Source organism: Bradyrhizobium sp. USDA 4473 (assembly GCF_054063335.1).
The window spans coordinates 3,932,501-3,950,679 of the sequence record NZ_JBSSGE010000001.1 but is presented as its reverse complement, the minus strand read 5'-3'; the positions used below and the strand labels follow the sequence as shown (position 1 = coordinate 3,950,679).

At 59.5% G+C, this 18,179-nt stretch carries 17 protein-coding genes; 4 read left to right on the top strand and 13 right to left on the bottom strand.

The window, feature by feature from the left end; translation table 11 throughout:
- Positions 1-15: 15 nt before the first annotated feature.
- From ACVW17_RS18340 to ACVW17_RS18295, 10 genes are all read right to left on the bottom strand, one after another.
- Complete coding sequence (locus tag ACVW17_RS18340) at positions 16-660, bottom strand: hypothetical protein (protein ID WP_456797768.1); 645 nt, start codon at positions 658-660, stop codon at positions 16-18.
- The gene (locus tag ACVW17_RS18335; RefSeq protein WP_456797767.1) at positions 657-1,175 is read right to left on the bottom strand and encodes an ATP-dependent Clp protease proteolytic subunit; all 519 of its coding nucleotides are present in this window, start codon (positions 1,173-1,175) and stop codon (positions 657-659) included. Before ACVW17_RS18335 ends, ACVW17_RS18340 begins: the two co-directional genes overlap by 4 nt.
- 182 nt (positions 1,176-1,357) lie before the next feature.
- A complete protein-coding gene (locus ACVW17_RS18330; protein ID WP_456797766.1) occupies positions 1,358-2,626 on the bottom strand; it encodes a hypothetical protein in 1,269 nt (422 codons plus the stop codon).
- A 102-nt stretch (positions 2,627-2,728) separates the two neighbouring features.
- Positions 2,729-3,049, bottom strand: coding sequence for a hypothetical protein (locus ACVW17_RS18325; protein ID WP_456797765.1), 321 nt, complete (start codon positions 3,047-3,049; stop codon positions 2,729-2,731).
- 236 nt (positions 3,050-3,285) lie between these two features.
- A complete protein-coding gene (locus tag ACVW17_RS18320) occupies positions 3,286-4,338 on the bottom strand; it encodes a phage major capsid protein (protein WP_456797764.1) in 1,053 nt (350 codons plus the stop codon).
- Positions 4,322-4,954, bottom strand: coding sequence for a hypothetical protein (locus ACVW17_RS18315; protein ID WP_456797763.1), 633 nt, complete (start codon positions 4,952-4,954; stop codon positions 4,322-4,324). Before ACVW17_RS18315 ends, ACVW17_RS18320 begins: the two co-directional genes overlap by 17 nt.
- Before the next feature lie 364 nt (positions 4,955-5,318).
- Positions 5,319-5,702 carry a hypothetical protein gene (locus tag ACVW17_RS18310; RefSeq protein ID WP_456797762.1) on the bottom strand — a complete coding sequence of 128 codons (384 nt, stop codon included), beginning with the start codon at positions 5,700-5,702 and terminating at the stop codon, positions 5,319-5,321.
- Positions 5,699-5,971, bottom strand: a complete 273-nt coding sequence (locus ACVW17_RS18305; protein ID WP_456797761.1) for a hypothetical protein — start codon at positions 5,969-5,971, stop codon at positions 5,699-5,701. Before ACVW17_RS18305 ends, ACVW17_RS18310 begins: the two co-directional genes overlap by 4 nt.
- Before the next feature lie 371 nt (positions 5,972-6,342).
- Positions 6,343-7,515 carry a VapE domain-containing protein gene (locus ACVW17_RS18300; RefSeq protein WP_456797760.1) on the bottom strand — a complete coding sequence of 391 codons (1,173 nt, stop codon included), beginning with the start codon at positions 7,513-7,515 and terminating at the stop codon, positions 6,343-6,345.
- Positions 7,516-8,268: 753 nt separating this feature from the next.
- Entirely contained in the window at positions 8,269-9,102 is an 834-nt protein-coding gene (locus tag ACVW17_RS18295) for a sugar transferase (protein WP_456798985.1), read from the bottom strand.
- A 356-nt stretch (positions 9,103-9,458) separates the two neighbouring features.
- Between ACVW17_RS18295 and ACVW17_RS18290 the strand changes: the two genes are divergently transcribed.
- Positions 9,459-10,799 (top strand): O-antigen ligase family protein, encoded by a 1,341-nt coding sequence (locus tag ACVW17_RS18290; RefSeq protein WP_456797759.1) that lies wholly within the window; start codon positions 9,459-9,461, stop codon positions 10,797-10,799.
- On the opposite strand, the gene ACVW17_RS18285 is transcribed toward ACVW17_RS18290, so the two are convergent.
- Positions 10,740-12,056: a glycosyltransferase family 4 protein gene (locus ACVW17_RS18285; RefSeq protein ID WP_456797758.1), complete on the bottom strand. Its 1,317-nt coding sequence runs from the start codon at positions 12,054-12,056 to the stop codon at positions 10,740-10,742. The genes ACVW17_RS18290 and ACVW17_RS18285 overlap by 60 nt on opposite strands.
- Complete coding sequence (locus ACVW17_RS18280) at positions 12,031-12,744, bottom strand: class I SAM-dependent methyltransferase (RefSeq protein WP_456797757.1); 714 nt, start codon at positions 12,742-12,744, stop codon at positions 12,031-12,033. The genes ACVW17_RS18285 and ACVW17_RS18280 overlap by 26 nt, the downstream gene beginning before the upstream one ends.
- Positions 12,745-13,033: 289 nt before the next feature.
- Between ACVW17_RS18280 and ACVW17_RS18275 the strand changes: the two genes are divergently transcribed.
- The 3 genes from ACVW17_RS18275 to ACVW17_RS18265 are packed head-to-tail and all read left to right on the top strand — an operon-like array spanning position 13,034 to position 16,925.
- Complete coding sequence (locus ACVW17_RS18275) at positions 13,034-14,212, top strand: polysaccharide deacetylase family protein (RefSeq protein ID WP_456797756.1); 1,179 nt, start codon at positions 13,034-13,036, stop codon at positions 14,210-14,212.
- A gap of 17 nt (positions 14,213-14,229) precedes the next feature.
- On the top strand, positions 14,230-15,705 hold the full coding sequence (locus ACVW17_RS18270) for an oligosaccharide flippase family protein (RefSeq protein ID WP_456797755.1): 1,476 nt from the start codon (positions 14,230-14,232) through the stop codon (positions 15,703-15,705).
- Positions 15,702-16,925, top strand: coding sequence for an acyltransferase family protein (locus tag ACVW17_RS18265; RefSeq protein ID WP_456797754.1), 1,224 nt, complete (start codon positions 15,702-15,704; stop codon positions 16,923-16,925). The genes ACVW17_RS18270 and ACVW17_RS18265 overlap by 4 nt, the downstream gene beginning before the upstream one ends.
- On the opposite strand, the gene ACVW17_RS18260 is transcribed toward ACVW17_RS18265, so the two are convergent.
- Positions 16,922-18,178, bottom strand: coding sequence for a polysaccharide biosynthesis/export family protein (locus ACVW17_RS18260; RefSeq protein WP_456797753.1), 1,257 nt, complete (start codon positions 18,176-18,178; stop codon positions 16,922-16,924). The two genes, ACVW17_RS18265 and ACVW17_RS18260, sit on opposite strands and share 4 nt — an antisense overlap.
- Position 18,179 lies beyond the last annotated feature (1 nt).

Below are 18,179 nucleotides of genomic sequence, written 5' to 3'. Positions count from 1 at the left end.
CCGCTCACATCGTTATTAGATCCAGCCCGGAGTGAAGCCACTCGGGACAGTGCCCACAAATGCGGATGCGCCGAAGTTGGCGGTCAGAACATCATTGCTCAGCCCGAACCCGACCGCCGGAATCAGCGCTCCGGACGGGATCGAAACTCCGTTATGGTTCGTCGCCGGATCACCTACGGCAACGGAGCCGTTCCACAAGCCTCCCGCCGTCAGGTTTTTGAACCAGATTTTTCTGTTGTCGAGGTCGACCGCGATACCGATTACATCTCCATCCGAGATCGTTCCGAGCGAATATCCTGACGAGACGCCGCTAGCGGATATCGGACCTTGATAAAGCATGGTTGAATTTGTAGCGGTGTTAAGATCTCCCACTGTCGCAAAAGTCGTTGCGATTCCAATCTCTCCCGCAAAGATTATGCCGCCAACTAGGACCCACTTCATCTCGAAGTAGACTTTACCAGACGTCTTGGCTTCATCAGCGAATACGAAGCAACCGCCAAGTCCGGGCGGCACACCGGTTACCGTCAAATTGTGATTGCTAACCGTCGCCTTAACGGCTGTTGACGGATCAAAATTTGCTGTCGCCAATCCAAACGAGCAGCGCATGATGGGCACTGCCGTGAATTCCACTGCGTAAATGTCGTCGATCAGCTTGTTCATGCCCCGAACCCCGCGACCGAGTGAACGAAACCCTTCGCGAGAGCCTCAGTTGCACTCCATGCGCGACCTTCTGCTAACCACGCGCGGGCATTCTGCTCAGTGACGCCCAGACGAGATACCAGAAAAGAAGTCGTGATGTCGTCGCAGTCGCAGAGGCTTTCGTTGATTGCATTCCGGTCTTCAGCAGACAGATGATATTGCACCGCCTTGAACTGCTGTTCGCTGTAGCACCTGACGGCCGCATGGACTAACACGCGTCCCTCTGGGACAATGGTTCGAACGTCCGCCGACAGCGCGAGAAGTACCGCGCTCGAGCTGCACCGACCGGTGATCTGAGCCTCAACATGCTGCGGGTGCGACAGCAGCGCCACGGCAATCGCCAGGGCATCATTCGCCACCCCACCTGCATCGTCGATTTTCAAGACAACCCTGCGGTCGCGCGCTTGGTGGATTGACCGCAGATACGCCGCCACGTCGCGGCGCGGTGATTTCCCCATCGCGATATCGATCGGCAATGGAGGAGGTTCAGAGAACTCTAGGACAAGCGGGCGGTCTCCTACACCGTACGGCCGGCATGACGGGCTGGGAAATTGCGGGAGTACAGACTGGCTCCGCCGCGGGGCCGCTGAAACCACAACGACTTTTTCGTCGCTCATTGAACCTCGATCTGCTGGACTAAGCCCACGCGCCGTCAGCACTAGCAACCGATCATGCCCGCGCCGCCTCCGCTCGGAGCGGTAATCGTGGTCCCGCTATTGTTCCCGAGGTCGAACGCATTCGTCGCGTTGAAAGTCGCGCCACCAGTGAATGCGATGTCGCGCAAGGCGATATTGGAAAACGTCTGCGTTCCGGATGTAATGGTGACCGTTGCCTGACTGGTCGGCGTGTCAGAAAACAAGCCGCTAGGTGATGAAGCTGTGCCCGTCGTGACCAGTGCACCGAAATTGAAATTGTTGGTGGCTGACAGGATAAGACTGGCCTTCGGACCGATCGTCACCAAATTGAACGTGATGTTGTTCGCGGCCTGACCAATCATATGGCAGCCTGCACCGGAAAAGGTGATGTTATTGTATGTAAGCCCAACACTGAACAACTCCCGCGGCGCAGAGCCGCTTGGCGCATTGCCCGAAAATACGATCGTCGACCCATTCGCATTGAATGTAAGGCCAGTGCTCTGATTGATCGCCCAAACGGCAGTTACACCGCTTGTCGTGGTCGTGAGCGACCACGTTCCATTGCCCATCCTAAATGTTCTGGTCGCCGTGCCGTTTCCGTTGAGGGCAAAGCTGGAGGCACTTAGCGTTACGTTATTGTTGTTGACGCTGAAATCGATGGTACCGGAAGAAAATCCACCCCAGACGATCGATTGAAACGTTCCTGTTCCTCCAAAATTTGGAGTAACGGTGCCTCCACCACTCGATCCGTCGAAGGTTACCGCGTCAGCCGATCCAGGCGCGCTTGCGCCTGAACTGCCACCAGTTGAGGACGCCCAGTGCGTCGTAGCAGATAAATCCCACGTTCCAGTCCCGCCAACCCAGAAACGAGACGCATTGTGAACGGTCAGACTATCTACGATGTAGGAGTGATCGCCATCGATATCGAACCGGTACCAAATCAGCGAATTGTCTTCGATCTCCTCGATCGTCGCGATCGTGACGGGGTGGTCGGCATCGTCATAGATCACATCGCCGACGACTAGATCGCGCGCGTGGCAGACCCCGAGACCATTGCGCCAAACGCTTTGCTCGCGGAACAAGAGCAGCGAGCCGTTGATCCGGTACCAGGCGAACGGCGGCACGGTCTCCTCAATCGACCACCAGCGGCACCATTCCGCATAGTCGACGGGCTCGATATTCTCGACGTGGTTGATGATCGGCGCGCCTGTTGCCGCATCGAATGCGCAGACCTCGTCGCCTCTCGCCAGAGATGCCGCACTCTTGTAGCCGGATGGGGTCAGGACTTGCATATGATACCCTCGCTTACGAGTTAAAGATCGGACTGAGCGAAGCTTTCGCCCTGCTCAGCCCAATCTGGCGCCGGTTCTTCCGCGGTCGCCGAACACATCAACTCAGTGCAGTACGGAAGGCACGCGCTCCCATTCTCGGCGCAGCTTGGCGCGCGAGAGGAAGGCATCGAGCTCCGCGCGGCCTACGGTCGCCGCAGAAGAGCGCGTCTCCGTCCACGTCACTGACATCTTGGCTTTGGTCTCGCTCGCAATCAGCTTGCGGCTGAACGCTCGGTAGCCGTCGAGCCAGTCGTTCGGCGCCTTGCCGTTCTCGATGCAGACGATGGTGTCGCCGGTCTCGAAATCGATGCGACCGTGCCACCCGTCCGACATACGGACAGCAAGGCCCTTTCGCGTGTAACTCAGCTTGTAGCGTCGCAGCATGGTCTACCCTCAAGGCGTCAACGGCGGCGGAGGAGATAGAGGCCCCGGAGGAGGCGGTTCGCGAACCGGTCGTACAGCTGCACTCGGCGGCGGCACGACCTGAATGTCGGGCAAAACTATCGCGGGCGGGCTGGTTGTGTTTTGCGACACGTTTGATGGATCGCTGGGCGGAATCGGACCGTCAAACGGTACTTTCCGCTTAGGCCGCATATTCCCGGCCGGAGAACGTCTCTTCATCAGGCCGTCCCCACGAGCATAGCCACTGGACCAAGAGTCGACGCATCGCCAACGTCGTGGTTGACGATGTCGCAACGCTGGACACCGCGGACGAGAACTTGGTCGCTGTCCATTGCGCGGTCTCGGCTGATGGCCAGAATCGTCTGCGCCTGCCGCTCGACCAAGACGCTCGACTTGGTCAGATCGCCAAAAAACATCATCGGCTTGCCTGCGAGACTTGTCGTCACGTTCGGCAATTTGCCGCTGAAGCGAACCGGGAAGCCCAAGTAGCTCGCCTGGATCGTTCCATCTGGATTCGTTGTCGCCACCAAACCGCCGCTGGTTGCCGCAAGTCGGCAGAACACTTGCGCGTAACCGATGGCCGAGGTGTACCAAGCCGCTCCAGGAATGCCGGCTGCGATAACACCAGCCATCAGGTTAGAAATGTCGTTCACATCAATCTCGGCGAACGTGTCGTGTCCCGTTCCAGCCGCAACAGCAGACTTCATGCCTACGAGCTTGTTGCCGAGCCCGGTCATCCCAACATAAGTCGAGGTGCCGTCGCCATTGAAACCGCAATCGTCCTCCTTTGTGGCGAAGGCATAGCCGACTTCGGAGGTAACAAATTCGCCGAGATCGGCGGCGGCGTCTTCAAACAATTCGGCACTCGCGCGACCCAACACCGCGAACTTTTTCAGCGCCGTCTCGACCGCATCCAATTGGAACGAGCTTTCCGGGATCGCCGCACCTTCCGCCACAAAATTTGCGGTCAAGCCACCGGTCCTACGCGGACGGACCTGACCGTCAGATCCAGCGGGACGCACCTCGGCGCCCTGTCTGAATGCCCCCATCGTCTCGCGAACGTTGATAATCGCTGCGTCGAAGTCCTGTGGTGCAAGGAAACCACCGGCAATATTGGCGCTCTCGCCTGTTGCGCGCGTCACTGGAACACCGTGCTCGACGCACCACGCCTTGGCCTGGTCCTGCCCGAGCAGCGCTTTGAACCATTGGCCGACGCGCTCGGCGCGCTGCTCGGCGTTCGGACCGGTGAAAGCTTTAATTCGCGTTTGCATTCTGCGCCTTTCTGATCTCGGCATTGGTCACGATGCCCTGCTTCAAGGCCTCGTTCTTCATTTCTGAAAGCGGATCGCCGATCCCAAGCATGGAAAAGCCGGACCCGATCGTCGTCGCCATAGCCATAGCGATCTTGACGTCTAGGGCGCCCCTGATCGGCTCGAGCAGGTCGCGCGCTCGTGATTCCAAGCTCTCGAGCCTCACGGCTGTAAGCACGATTTCCCGGCAAAGCGCGCGCCATTCCTTGTCGTGCTGGTCAGCGTACTGCTGCGCCTCGCGATCTCTGGCGTCCTCGTACTGGTTGGCCCAGTACCTATCGGCCAGCCGAATGGCTTCGAGCTCGGCGCGAATCTGCTCATCCCTCGAAGCGTCAACTGGCCCGATAAGATGTTGCGGCGTCGCGCCGTTCAAAAGATTCTTAATATGGTCGCGCACCCGAATTTCATGCTCACTGAGCGCCCTCGGCGGAGGCATCCCCTTCCTGGCTGCCTCAAAATTCCGTTGGCCTTCGGCAATCAGCGCTTGCTCGCGCGCAGTAAGGGCCACCCGGACTTGGTGGATTTCCGCCGTAGTGGTCGGATGCTTGTTGATGACTGGGTCGGTTTGCTTTGCCATGCGCGGACCATAGCCCGCGAAATTTCCGCGAAACGCATGCCATGCGTTTTAATTCTTGCGGCGGCGTAGATCCCGAAAGCGTTGCGCGAGCATTACCTGGGTATGTGGGTCACTGGAGAACAGCTTCGCGACCTGCCTGGCCGAGTTACGACTGTTGCCGCGAGCAGCCATCTCAGCTAGCGCTCTCTCGTTTTCTCTCCGGAATCGTTCCGATGGACGCTCCTCTTCCAGAAGCGCGGAAATTCGCTCGACGCCGCGGGCGACGGCCACTTCCGTGGTCAGTTGCCTGCGGACGTCGTCGACTATCGCGCGCACTGCGACTTCAAGGCGCGGATCTCGAGATATGGTCGCTGAACGCGCCAATTCAGGTCAGCGGCGCCTCGCGCTTGGGCCGATCCTCGCCGGGCGCTGGCCCAGGATCGAGCAACGATCCGTAATGCCAGGGATCACGCCACTTCACTGAGTCCAGGCCAGCCACGATGGCCCGGACAAGCATGAGGTCGATTGGCGGCCGGACGGCGCGTTCGTCCACCGCGATCTGCACCATGGCCTCCAGCTTTGCTGCGGCCAGCAAACGCGCTTCCGGCGGCCAGCACGGATCGCGGGCCAGCTCTAAGAGGCGATCGATATCGACGGCATCGTGGACGTCGTCTATTGCGCGCCGGACCAGGTCGAGCCGTTCCGTTGATTGTTGATCGTGAAGACCTACACCCCGGTAGGTCGCGACAATCGGGATTGTGTCGGTCATGCCTTGCCTCCATTCAGTATGCGCAGCGCGCGCCGCGTAACGGGATCGGGTGTGTTTTGGTCGCCGGTTTTCTGCGGATTGCCGTCACCGCCGGCCAACAGTGCTTTGGCTGCGGCGACACGCGCCGAAGCCGGCGCGCTTTCGTCAGCGGCGATCGAACGCAGAACGTTCGTCGGGTCGACGGCCGAGAGATCGACATTCGCCAACGCGCTCTTGCTGGCCTGTCGCCGCGTCGGGCGACCACTGCGCCGCTTAGCTTTCTTCGTCATTGCGATGATCCTTGGTGAATTTCTGGGAATTTCCGGCGCGCGCGTACACGATGCGCGTGAGGGCCCATGCGGTTCCGCTCCCAAATGGTCGAATTTGGCAAGAAACCCGCATCCCGGTTCGTGGCCGGTCGCGCCGCCCCCGTCCGTTTGCAGATTGGCAAACCCGGAACGTTAATGAAGCTGTCACCACTGTCACCGGTGACATCAGTAAGTCCAAAACTCCTACCTGCGCGCGCAGGCGCGCGTGCGTGTATGTTACTGGTGATAGTGGTGACACTGGTGACAATGTAGGTTTGGCAATTGTTTCTTGCGTCACCAGTCGCGTTGATGTCACCGGTTTGAACCGGTGACTGGAGCGAGGTACTAGCCATCTATTGGGCACCTCGCTGATAGCGCCACGATCTCTTGTCCCCAGTTCTGACTTGGACGCGCAGCCAGCCGCGGGCCCGCAGGCACCGAGCAACGCGGTTCTGTTCTGTCTGTCCCATCCTCGAGCGGTCGACGCCGATAGCCTCGAACAAGATCTCCGACACCGTGACGTCGCGTTTGTCCGCCAAGTAGTTGCCGATCGCCTCTTCCCAAGGATCGTCGGTGAGCCGCGCCAACTGCTCAGCTTTGGCCTGGCTAATTGCCTCGGGGTTCAACAGCCACCAAGCAACGCCGGCTCGATACAGTGCGACTGCCTCAGCCCAAAGCTGATCGCGATCTCGCTCGATGTCGCCAAGCTTGATCTTGTTGGCTCGCACCGGCCAGAAACGCCGGTTGCCAGTTTCGTCCTTCAGGTAGCAGTCGTGGTTGGTAGTGCCAGCGAAGACGCACGAGCGCGGGGATTCGATAATACGGCTGCCGTAGGGCGGCCGGAAACGGTCGACGGTGCGGGAAGTCCACGCCTTAATCCGGGCCGTCTCCGCTCGCGAGTACGCGTCGAGCTCGGAAAGCTCGATGCACCATACGCCAGCCATCTGCAACGCCGCGTCCTTTGAGCCAAGGTCCGCCATTTCGTCGGTAAACCAGGGCTCGTATAACCTCCGCAAGGCGGAGGATTTGCCGAGACCCTGATTGCCCTCGATGATCGGTATGTGGTCGTGCTTGGTGCCGGGTTGCGTGATGCGCGCTACGGCGCCGATCATAAACGTCCGGCCGATCGCCATCGTATAGGCGTCATCATTAGCACCGAAGTAATCCGGGAATAGCCGCTCGAGGCGGCTTTGCCGGTCCCACTCGAGGCCTTCCAGGTATTCTAGCGGCGGATGGTAGGAGCGCTCTTTCGCGACCATCTGAACGGCCTGACTGGTCGTTATGACCTTCACCGGTATGCCCGCGCGCTGCAGATGTTCGGTCAGATTCAGATCGTCATTGTCCTCCCAGGCGCGCTCCACAAACGATGATGGATCAAACTCCCAAGGTGGGGGCTTGACCATCATGGTCCGCATCGCGAACGCGTCATAGGCAATAATGAGCTGGAGCGCGGGCAACTCGCGGATTGCCGCTGCCGCAGTCGCCAAATCGCCGCGCGGAGGAGTAAGCGATGAAACCGGTTTCATGCGCGCGTCACCTGCGCGCCGAGATATTCGGCCAAGGCCTCAGCGCCGGCAGATGCTCGGTCTTCATCCCCAATCCGCTGGCTTAGCCAAGCGATATCGCCGCCACGGCTGATATGCCTGATGCGCCAAAAGTGGCTGCCATCCCGATCACGGGCTGGGACCACGGTAATAAGGCCGCCCAGCGCGTGCACGTCGCGAGCCTGCGTCGTCGTTCGGCGCCGATTCATCGCGACACCGAAAAGGCTAGGTGCGCGATGGTGGCAGCTACCGCGTAGCCAACCAGAAATGATCTTGCGATCCGCGAGGCCTGCCTATTGGCGAGCTCGTCATGGTGCGCTATGGTGTCGGTGCTGAAACGATCCAAGTTGCGGGGGCTGCCTGGCAGGGCGGCCCCTTCGCTTTCAGGTGGGACAAACTCCTGAGACAAACATAGAGAAACATCGCTGTTTTTCGGTGTCTCACTTTTCGCTAAGTGCCTGTTTTCGCTGGAGTGCAGTAGTCCTGCCGGGCCCACCAAGCGGATGCGATTTGTGCGGACACTTTGAAAACGACTCGATTTCACCTTTTAGAACGACTCGATCTCGTTCCAAAAACGACTCGATCTTAGATCCCACTGAAACACCTCACGAATTTTGCCTCGATTTGTTTTCCTATTTTTGGAGCTCGAAAGATCCAGCTGCACGAGCGTGCACAACGGTCCGTCCGTTCAGTTGAAGTCGCGAAAAGCTTATGTGGCGGGCTTTCGCTTGCAATTCAGCACGCATTCCTCGGCCGAAGGACTTCTCTGACCGTCATCGCCAGGATGACGAGATCAAGCCGAAACGACCAATGGCGTATATACGCGAGATCGCGGGCGACTCGCTTCTCCATAGCCGTCAAATCCCGCGTCTCACCTCTGCATCCATTCACTTGTGCCCATCCGGTCATTCCCGGCCTCACCGAGTGACGGTAGGCGTACCTCGTGATCAGCCTGGAATACATCGCGTCGTGGACAAGAGCGTGCGGCCTTGGACCAACGACTGACATGTCGCCCCAGAGAACGTTGAAGAGTTGGGGAAGCTCGTCCAGGCTCGTCTTGCGCAGCACTCGCCCAATCCGAGTCACGCGGGAATCGCCCGGGCGCGCCTGACAAACATGTGCACCGTCCTCCATGCACGTCATCGTCCGAAACTTCAATATTTGAAAGCGTTGGCCGCCACGCCCCCCGCGCCATTGCCGAAATAAAATCGGCCCCCGAGTCTCGATCTTCACTGCTATCGCGATCATGATTATCGGCAAGAGCAGGATCACAAGCGCCGACGCAGCGATCATCAGGTCAGACGCTCTTTTGAATCTGCAGTTTGGGCCGATTTGCTCCCGCTCCCTCGCAATCCGGCTGCGGAACGTCCCTGCTCTCTTCAGCCTTAGATCTTGGGAACGCCCATCACGGCGCCCGTCTCCCGTCGTACTACGCTGAGGTTTGAAGGGATCCGACCGATCGGCTTCACCTGCAATTCCTCCACGGATTACACCGCGCCGATCTCTGTGGTTACGGGCGAGATGCCTGGCAAGCACGCCAGACGCGCCAAGGACATTAGGCCATTGCATTCCGATCCTCGCATGGGAAACGACGACCATTCCTCCTGGCTGCTGTCGCATCCAGATCGTCGCGTCGGTTATCCAAACATCGAGGATGCCGATCGGCGTCCCCTCGGATGCTCCAGCTCGGCGCCCACGCCCGTAGCGCCCGCTAGAGACAGACCTCGCATCGATGACGACGATACAGTCGATGTTCGCGGGATGGCGAGATTCCGTCGGTGTTAGGTCTGATGCGCCTACGTCGATCCGTTTGGACGCTTGCGGGACCGGCAAGACCGCCCTACTGAATGCGGCGGCATCGACATCACATCGCGCGGACGGATACGAAGCGCCATCCCATCGCGTGGCGTCGGCCCAGGAGCTCCGTGACAGCCATCATTCTGGCGGCATTCGGTTCCCTACTTCTCCTGACGCGCGTCATCGGCCTGCGCCAGATGATGCTGGCCGTCATGCTTTTGCGACCGTCCTGCGATCGCGCGTTTGATATTATAAAAGCCAGCCTTGGCGAGCATTCCGGGCCTGGTGCAGCGATCAACGCACTATTGATTGCCATGGCGCTCATCGCCGTCGTCCAACTTCCCAACGTTGCATTCTCTGCAACCTTGCTCGGATGGGGCGGCCTGCTTCTTACGAGCGCGATATCCCTGCTTCAAACGACGGATCTAAGCGCAGGCATACGAAACGTTCTCGCCCTCGCGACCTACGGGGCCGCCTTCACCCTTCCGTATGTGCTCGTCAAGAACCGGCGAATTGCGGCACAGTGTCTCGCCATTGCGCTCAGCTCGTCCGTGATACCGTCGATGTACGCGCTCGTCGAACTCGCGGCGAATCCCGCAATCCTGACCGGGGCACAGCGACTTCAGAGCACGTTCACGCATCCAAATATTTACGCGTTCTACATCATCGGCGTTCTCGCCCTCATTCTCTTCATGCATTGCTCTGCGGGATTCGGCATCTCGGCTCCAATGCGACGGGCTACGTTCGTCTACGCGCTCTATCTGCTGTTCTTGCTGCTGCTGACCAAGACCCGCAGCGCGTGGCTCGCGGCACTGCTCCTCACCGCGGGCTATGCGATAGTTGTGGACCGCCGCTGGCTCCTCGCCGTGCTCGTGGTGCCGGCCTCGCTTTTCTTGCCGGGGATCTCTGACCGCGTGGCCGATCTCGAGGTCGGCGCCGTCGATGGCGCTTACGAGCATCTAAACTCGATGGCGTGGCGAGAAGTGTTGTGGAAAGACACGCTTGAATGGCTCGCCTCCAACCCCCCAGGTCTATTCGGCTACGGGTTGGGATCCTATCAATCCTACTTTCCTCTTTTCTTCGCGCGCGGAGACGGACAGGAGGGGATCGGTCCCCACAATGCTTTCCTGCAAATCTACTTCGAAATGGGAATCGTCGGACTATCAAGCTTCCTTCTTCTGATGGTTGCGATCATGTACAGGCTCGTCTCGACCATCGGCAGGGATTTCGCTGGCTCCTTCACAATGCTCTTGTTGTGTGTCGGCTATCTCATCGTTTTCTATTCAGACAATCTTCTTGATTACTTGCAATTTCAGTGGTTCTTCTGGTTCACGATGGGAACCACGTGCGCTTCACGTCGTTTCGCCGAACCGGCATCGCAATTGCGTCACTTCCCAAGCAGCGTCGTACTATCGAGTGGCTATCCTGAGCGATCGCTCCGGAATCAAGGAATCGTTGTGCGTCGATAGCTGCTGTGTGAACAAACGTGCCAACACCGACGCCTCTCGATCCACATCGTGCAAGGCCATGACGCGCTCACGGGACCTATGTCCCATGGCTCGCAAAGTCTCAGGCTGGGCAACGAGACATTCCGTCATCGCCGAGGCGAGCTCCTCAATGCAACCCGAAGGAACGATCCAGCCCGTTTTGCGAGCGATCACCAGCTCCGGAATGCCTGCGATTTGCGTTGCCAGCACCGGACGCCTGAGCGCCATTGCTTCCATGATGACTACCGGCAGATTTTCCGCGAGGCTTGCCACGACAACCGCTCGAGCTTTTAGCATTTCATGACGAACGTCGGCGCTGCTCAACCAGCCGAGCAGATGGACCGACCGAGACAGCCCAAGCTCCACAATGAGGTCCTCGAGCTCAGGGCGCGCTTCTCCGTCTCCAATGATTGTCAGCTCAAACCGGTGGCCCGCAGCGGCCACCAGTGCTGCAGCCCGGATCAGAATGCTTTGACCCTTCTCCCTGCATAGCCGGCCCACACACAAGAGCCGCGCGGCATCGGCAGCTCCCTCGTCGGCCGCCTCATAAAACTTTCGATCTAAACCGCAACGAACGAGCTTGATCTTATTCTGATCGGCAAGGTCGCACCAACGGTAGAGTTGAGACCTCCCGTATTGGCTGACGGCGGCGACGAACGCGGCTTCACGGATCTTAACTCGCAACCCGATGAATTCAGGCTTGTCGTATTCATCGTAGCCGTGGACCGTAAAGCTGTACGTCACGCCGGAAAGACGGGCAGCGAGCAGCGCGAGTTCGGCAGGATTGGTTCCGAAGTGAGCATGAATATGTGTAGCGCCGGTTCGCCGTACGAGAGAGGCCACTCCGCACGCTTCGATGAAGTAAAGCAGATGCAGCAAAGGTCCACGATCACTCCGGCGCATCAAGCCCATGGTCGCTGCCAATGCCCTCGCAAAGCGTCGCGGATGCAGCAGAAGAGATTGAGCGACTGCACCCAGCAGGCCGAACGGCCGCTGAAGCAGGTAGGTCGTCCTGGATTCCTCCTCGATATCGCCGGGGTCAACCAAGGTCTTGCCGGCTCTTGCTGCGACGCGGACGACCTTAACGCCCAAACGCTCGAGTGCCTGGACCTCTCTCTTGATGAAAGTGTGCGTCACGGCGGGATATTGATTGATCACATACAGGACGATCGGCCGGCCATTTTCCGCCATTGGCACACGCTGAACAAATGGATCAGTTCTTGGAATGACCGGACGCATAGGCTGGGCCCTCTCCATGGATCGCTTCATGCGGCCAATTCCGCGGTCGGCAAACCCGGATAGTCCAGGACACCCCGGAGCTGTGTGCGATCCGGACACTGTCTTTCACGTCCACCAGACCTTCCGATCGCTTCCACGCTCGCCGCGAGTCGTCGGATTCCCAAAGCGATACGAGGAAGGATCCGTTCGGCTCGAGGAAGTTGCCAAAGCGGATCAGGATTTCTCCCGGCCGCTGGAAGTAATAGAGGACCTCATTGAGGATGATCGTATCGAACTTGCGCTCCGGGGTGTACGTGGCGATGTCGCTCGCAACGAATGTCGTGCGCGGGTCTGCCCAGGCCCGTCTTGCGACCTCGATCGCACGGTCGGAAATGTCCACGCCGACATACTCGATGTTCGTTAGCGGGCCGAACCAATTCCGCAGAATGCCCGAACCGCATCCAAGATCGAGCACATTCGCCACACGTCCGTCATACCGGCAGTAGCCGGCAATTACTGCGTAGCGGGCCATCTCCTCGATATTGTTGAGATAGTCCCATCTACCGATCTCGTAATCACGGTTGGGGGGCTGCGGCTCAGCCGCAAGACGGCGGTGCGAGCTCTGGTGGAACACCGCCCCGGTCAGTCCGCGGACACTTTGACGTAGCCGCCCGGGGACAATCCGTTCGATCATTTGACGCGTCTGCATCTGACGTCCTCACGCCTGCGGGCCCCGCCAGGGCGAATCCGGTCAGTTCCGATTGCGGGGATTGAGTGTCGAGCCGCCCCGATTTCTCCCTCGTCGCAAACAACTAACGCGGCGTGTGCCCATTGGACAGGCCAACCGACGGCACAATTGCGTACTAGTCCAGACAGATCATTGACGCTACGGCCACACCGCGGACTATCGCTGATGTCAGGCAGACCTGCGGTGATTGGTGAAAGTAACGCAGACGACATTCAACAACGCCGCCCCCGCACACGCGAGACGATCCGTGGTGAGTCACCTTCTGCGCGAGATGGTCCGAACTACCCTTTACCGGATCGGGGCGTTGCCGCTTTATCACAGGCTTCGTAACCGGCAGACCTTGACGGTCGTCACGTTCCATCGTGTCCTCCGGCGCAGCGATCCGCGTTGGGAAACAACGCTTGCCCCTTGGACGCTCGACGACCGGACCTTCGATCAGTGTCTCGCCTTCTTCAAGCGCCACTACACCATCGTAGGGCTGGACGACGTCAGACGATCCCTGAGGCGGGAGCGCTCTCTTCCAGCGAGGAGCCTGCTGCTTACATTCGATGATGGTTTCGCCGACAATTTCGACTACGCGTTGCCGTTGCTACAAAAGCACGGCACGCCGGCCACGATCTTCGTCACTTCAGACCGGATTGGACGCGAGGAGCGGCTCTGGACCGAGGACTTGCTCTCCGCCGTCATGGTTGGACGGATCGGTCAGCAGCAGGTCGCCTCCTTGTATCAGATTCTGCTTGGTGCAAACGATGATCCGAACGACACCAGTCTCGTTTGGGACATCGTGCGTCGCGGTCCCGAGCTTGAAGTCGCGATGGTCGAGACGGCTCTCTCCGCAGCGGGGGTCGATCTGCGAAGCATTAGGTGCCCGCGCCAGATGCTAACATCTGAAGAAATCGTCACTCTCGTGCTGAACGGGATTTCCATCGGCGCCCATGGACAAACGCACACGGCGTTTCCCCTGTCGTCAAATCCTTCAGCCGAGCTTCATCAACCCCTTGCAGTGCTGAATGAAATCGTCACGCCATGCGGCGGCAGCCCGGTCGACGCCGTTTCATTTCCCCACGGAGCCTACACATCCGAGATCGCCGATCAGGCGCTCACCTCCGGCTACAAGCTGCTGTTCACCGGCGATCCGGAACTACATGTTCTCGATCACGGCTTTCTGCCGAGCCCGTACATTGGGCGGCTCGATGTCGAGGGGGAGCGGATCGCCCCCAATGGCCGGTTCCGGCCAGAGGTCCTCGCGACGTCGTTGTTTGCCGCGCGCCGGCAGTCCACGGCTCGCGTCCTGCCTCCGGATGGAAAACGTCGAAGCGCCGTCGTCCAAATCATGGCGACGAAGGCGCGCAGCCCGTCGGCGGACATTTCGCGGTGGCTAAGGTTACCGGCGAACACAGCGTCCAGCACGAAAAGCGAGGCTCGTTGATGCGCCTGCGACGGGCCATGCTGAATTCTGCCCTGCAGCAGAATGCAACCCTTCTCCTGTTTTTCGCAACAGGCATTGTAATCGCCCACCTGCTCACGCCACGGCAGGCCGGATCCTATTCGATAGCCATAGCGGCCGCCGGCACTGTCGCTGATTTGAAGGATACTGCGCTTGGATCCTATGTCGTCAGCGCACCACAGCTCGATAAGCCTCTGTTGAGGGCGGCCTTCGGTCTCAGCCTGTCGATCGCCGTTGGTCTCACAGTGGTATTGATGGGGCTGAGCTTTGTTCTCACCGATTTTTATGACGACGAAGCTGTCGGCCGCTCCTTGCGGATTCTGGCCTTTGCCCAGCTCGGTCCAGCCATCGCCTTTCCTGCGACGATGCAACTCATGCGCGCCATGCGCTTCGGCGTTCTACTTGCTGTCGGCCTGGTCGCCGCAAGCTGTCAAAGTGCCGTTTCCATCACTTTGGCAAAACTCGGATATGGAGCCGATGCGCTGGCGTGGGGCTATTTCACGTCCGCAGCAGTCACGGCAGCAATGACCGTTGCTTGCATGCCCGACGGCTTGCGCCTGGCTCCGACGCTTGCAGGTACGCGGCATCTGCTCACCTTTGGAGGCTGGACTTCCGCGACCCTCCTCGTTGGAAGCGCTACAATATCTGGACCGGAACTAATGATCGGCCGAGCCGTCGGGCTCGCCGATACCGCGCTGTTTTCCCGAGCTCAGAATCTCGTCTCCTTCGTCAGAAATGGTCTTGTGCTGGGCATGACAAGACCCATGCTGCCGAGCCTTGCGGAGCGCGAGAGCCGCGGCGCCGATATGGCACCGATCTACGGATCATTTGTTGAGGCAATGACGGGACTGGCTTGGCCGGTCTACGCCGTGCTAGCGATTTGGGCCGAACCCATTGTCGGGACAATCTACGGAGACGCATGGCGCTCCACGGGCCGAATGATGATTCCGATCGCCATCGCCCACGCCGTGACGCTGATGGCAGGTCCCTACTACGATATCCTGATCGTCAAGCGACGTCAGCGCGCACTTTTTGCCTGCGAAGGCGCAGTCTGCATTTTCTCCATCGCTGCGGTCGGCTTCGGCCTGACGTTCGGAATCGAGGGGGCGATCTGGAGCCTGCCGATCAGCGGCGCCTTCTTTGCAATTTGCTATTTGGCTCTGCTGCGATCTGTCATCGAGTATGATCCGATGCGGTTGTTGAAGGCCTGGGGACGCAGCTTTGCCAGCACGCTCGTGGCGCTTCCGGCTCCATTCGTCTTTCGTCACACCCTCGGCCAGAGCACTGCCGAGGTTCTCTTCGGATTTGTGGGGTCGAGCGCAATCTCGATCGCGATCTGGGTCGCCGCGATCGCATTCCTTCGACACGAGCTGTCGGATCATGTTCGCAGCCTGATCGATGACCTGTCGCGTTCCATGGGGATCAGCGCATTTCCACGGATCCTGCCGCAACCACCCGAAACGGATCGAGGATGATCTTTGCGGGACCGAGCGGAGCGCCCAAGCCCCGGGACGACCGGCCGTCCGTCGAATGCGATCACGGCCGCGAGCGCAAGGACCGACTGGATCTCCTCCGCCGCCCTCCGCATCCGGCCGCCGATGCCTCCCAGGCTTCGACAAATCAGCGGCTTCCGACCGCGGCGCACGCAACCCCGGCTCTTGACGGGCTTCGCGCGCTCAGCATCGGCTTAGTCCTGGCAGCTCATCTGCTTCCGCTCGGGCCAAAGCATCTCGCGCTGAATTCGACCGCCGGACCGATGGGCATGAGCCTGTTCTTTGCTCTTTCCGGCTATCTGATCATTCGAAGCTTGCGCTCCACGAACATCCTCGACTTCATCGTGAGGCGCATCGCCCGGATCCTACCGCTGGCATATCTCTACATCGCATTCGTGTTCTGCGTCTTTGGTTTGGGCTGGCAAGCCCTGCTCAGTCATCTGGGGTTCATCATCAACTACCGGCTTGATCGAATGATCCCGGTCACCGAGCACCTTTGGTCGCTATGCGTTGAGGTTCATTTCTACGTGCTTGTAACGGTGTTGGCGGCGCTTGGCGGGCGCAGGGGCCTGATCGCAGTCTGGCCTTGCTGCGCCGCGATTACGGCCCTTCGCATCTGGTACACCGCGCCGATCGAGGTGACCACCCACCTGCGCCTCGATGAAATCCTCATCGGCGCCTGCGTCGGCACCCTGCCAACGCACCGGCTCCCCTACTCGAAGGCCGCGCTCGTTTGGGTGGTCGCGGCGGTCTCATGGGCAACGAGTTCGCACCCCGATGCTGGCTGGCTGCAATACTTGCGGCCTTATGCTACGGGCGTACTGCTCTGGGCGACGCTTGCGCAACCGTCCAACGCGCTCATCGGGATACTCAGCAGCAAGAGCCTGTCCTATGTTGCTGCGATCTCTTATGCGCTCTACATCTTTCATCCGCTCACCGCACATGGATGGTGGAACGACGGCAATGTCTACCAGCGCTACTTGCTGAAGCGGCCTGTTGGCTTGGTTATCACGTTGCTGGCGGCCCATTTCTCGACGTTCTATTGGGAGCGCATATGGATACGGGCGGCCCGGCGTCGACTACACTCAAGAGGCTTCTCGAAAGCATCATCAGAGCTGAGGAGCGCGGCGCCCGCAGCTGCACGTATGAACGCCGAAGCCGTCCATTCGACCGGCACTGCGCGACCTGCCCGGCCGAGCTAGCGCTGCGCCTTCTCGCTTGGCGATGACCCAAGGCTCACTTCATATGGTGCAGAATGGATCGTTGGAATCTTGATGATATCATCAGGCTGCACGGGATCTGCTTCATCGGCCACGATTTCTTCCGTCGCATCACCGGTTCTCCGGACCAGCGTGAAGCCAGAGCGCCGATCCTTCTGCGCCAAGCGCTCCCTCGCTTCGGCCGGAGCACCGATCTGCGCTTCGGTAAGCAGATCGCCCTGCGTCTTGATCCGCGCCCGCACTTCCGCAATGTTATCCCTCGTTTGTTCGAGGTCCCGCGTGTCGGCCTTCATTCTCTCCTGCATCCGCTCGTGAAGTTGACGCGTCGCCAACGCGACACTCTCTTGGGCCCTTACGATGCTCGTCTGTATCGTCAATTGCTCATTGACGATCTGCGCGAGAGACCGCTCCATCGAAAAGACCGTTGGCGCGAGGGCGAGACCTCGGGCGGAAAGAGCACGAAATTGCTTTAGCTGCTCCTGCGTACTGTCCCTCTCCTGAGCCAACGCGCTGACTTGCCCTCGAAGCGACTCGGTCTCGCTCTCATACAGAGCCTTGAGTTTTTCGAACTCCGCCTGTTCCGAACGGACTGCATTGTTCTCCAATTCGAGCGCCGAACGCTCGTCCTGGAGAATTGAGGAGATCTCCGGATTGTCCTTCCGATCCAGTTGCGGCGGGACCACGATATCCGTGCGCCCAGCGAGCGCCGCCGTTAGGCGGGCTTCGCGTGCGAGCAGGCGATATTGCTTCATCGACAGGGTCCGGAGCTCTCCCTGGGCCATTGCCATATCGCGATCCAAGCGAAGGAGACCAAATTCTGGCCGATAGTATCCGCCGGCGATGCTGATCGCCCCAAGGACCGTCAGGCCAGGCCGATAGGGATATTGGCCTGGGCGCTGCACATCACCCACGATGGAAAACGGTCTATACTGAATGATCTCGACCGCAGTAACCGGTCTTTCGGAGTCTTCGGAGCGACGTTGCAGCCGGTCAGAGATCTCCCGCGCCAGATCGTTCGGGCGCCGACCCGCCGCATCAACGTCTCCGATCAACGGTAAGGCAATTGCACCGTCCGCGGCGACGGTATATTCGCCGGTCAGATCAGGCCATTCCTGCACCTTGATCTTTACCCGATCCGACGCGCCGAGCTTATAGGCTTGCGCAAATGCGGACGGAATAGCAAGGATCACGGCGACGTTGATCGCGACAGCGATTAAAAGCGCCTTTCGCGGCATG

Excerpts from the sequence above, each read along its gene's own strand:
- ACVW17_RS18260 (WP_456797753.1), bottom strand. The coding sequence starts at position 18,178 with ATGCCGCGAAAGGCGCTTTTAATCGCTGTCGCGATCAACGTCGCCGTG.
- ACVW17_RS18310 (WP_456797762.1), bottom strand. The coding sequence starts at position 5,702 with ATGACCGACACAATCCCGATTGTCGCGACCTACCGGGGTGTAGGTCTT.
- ACVW17_RS18330 (WP_456797766.1), bottom strand. The coding sequence starts at position 2,626 with ATGCAAGTCCTGACCCCATCCGGCTACAAGAGTGCGGCATCTCTGGCG.
- ACVW17_RS18300 (WP_456797760.1), bottom strand. The coding sequence starts at position 7,515 with ATGAAACCGGTTTCATCGCTTACTCCTCCGCGCGGCGATTTGGCGACT.
- ACVW17_RS18325 (WP_456797765.1), bottom strand. The coding sequence starts at position 3,049 with ATGCTGCGACGCTACAAGCTGAGTTACACGCGAAAGGGCCTTGCTGTC.
- ACVW17_RS18285 (WP_456797758.1), bottom strand. The coding sequence starts at position 12,056 with ATGCGTCCGGTCATTCCAAGAACTGATCCATTTGTTCAGCGTGTGCCA.
- ACVW17_RS18340 (WP_456797768.1), bottom strand. The coding sequence starts at position 660 with ATGAACAAGCTGATCGACGACATTTACGCAGTGGAATTCACGGCAGTG.
- ACVW17_RS18320 (WP_456797764.1), bottom strand. The coding sequence starts at position 4,338 with ATGCAAACGCGAATTAAAGCTTTCACCGGTCCGAACGCCGAGCAGCGC.
- ACVW17_RS18270 (WP_456797755.1), top strand. The coding sequence starts at position 14,230 with ATGCTGAATTCTGCCCTGCAGCAGAATGCAACCCTTCTCCTGTTTTTC.
- ACVW17_RS18295 (WP_456798985.1), bottom strand. The coding sequence starts at position 9,102 with ATGCAATGGCCTAATGTCCTTGGCGCGTCTGGCGTGCTTGCCAGGCAT.
- ACVW17_RS18305 (WP_456797761.1), bottom strand. The coding sequence starts at position 5,971 with ATGACGAAGAAAGCTAAGCGGCGCAGTGGTCGCCCGACGCGGCGACAG.
- ACVW17_RS18265 (WP_456797754.1), top strand. The coding sequence starts at position 15,702 with ATGATCTTTGCGGGACCGAGCGGAGCGCCCAAGCCCCGGGACGACCGG.
- ACVW17_RS18315 (WP_456797763.1), bottom strand. The coding sequence starts at position 4,954 with ATGGCAAAGCAAACCGACCCAGTCATCAACAAGCATCCGACCACTACG.
- ACVW17_RS18280 (WP_456797757.1), bottom strand. The coding sequence starts at position 12,744 with ATGCAGACGCGTCAAATGATCGAACGGATTGTCCCCGGGCGGCTACGT.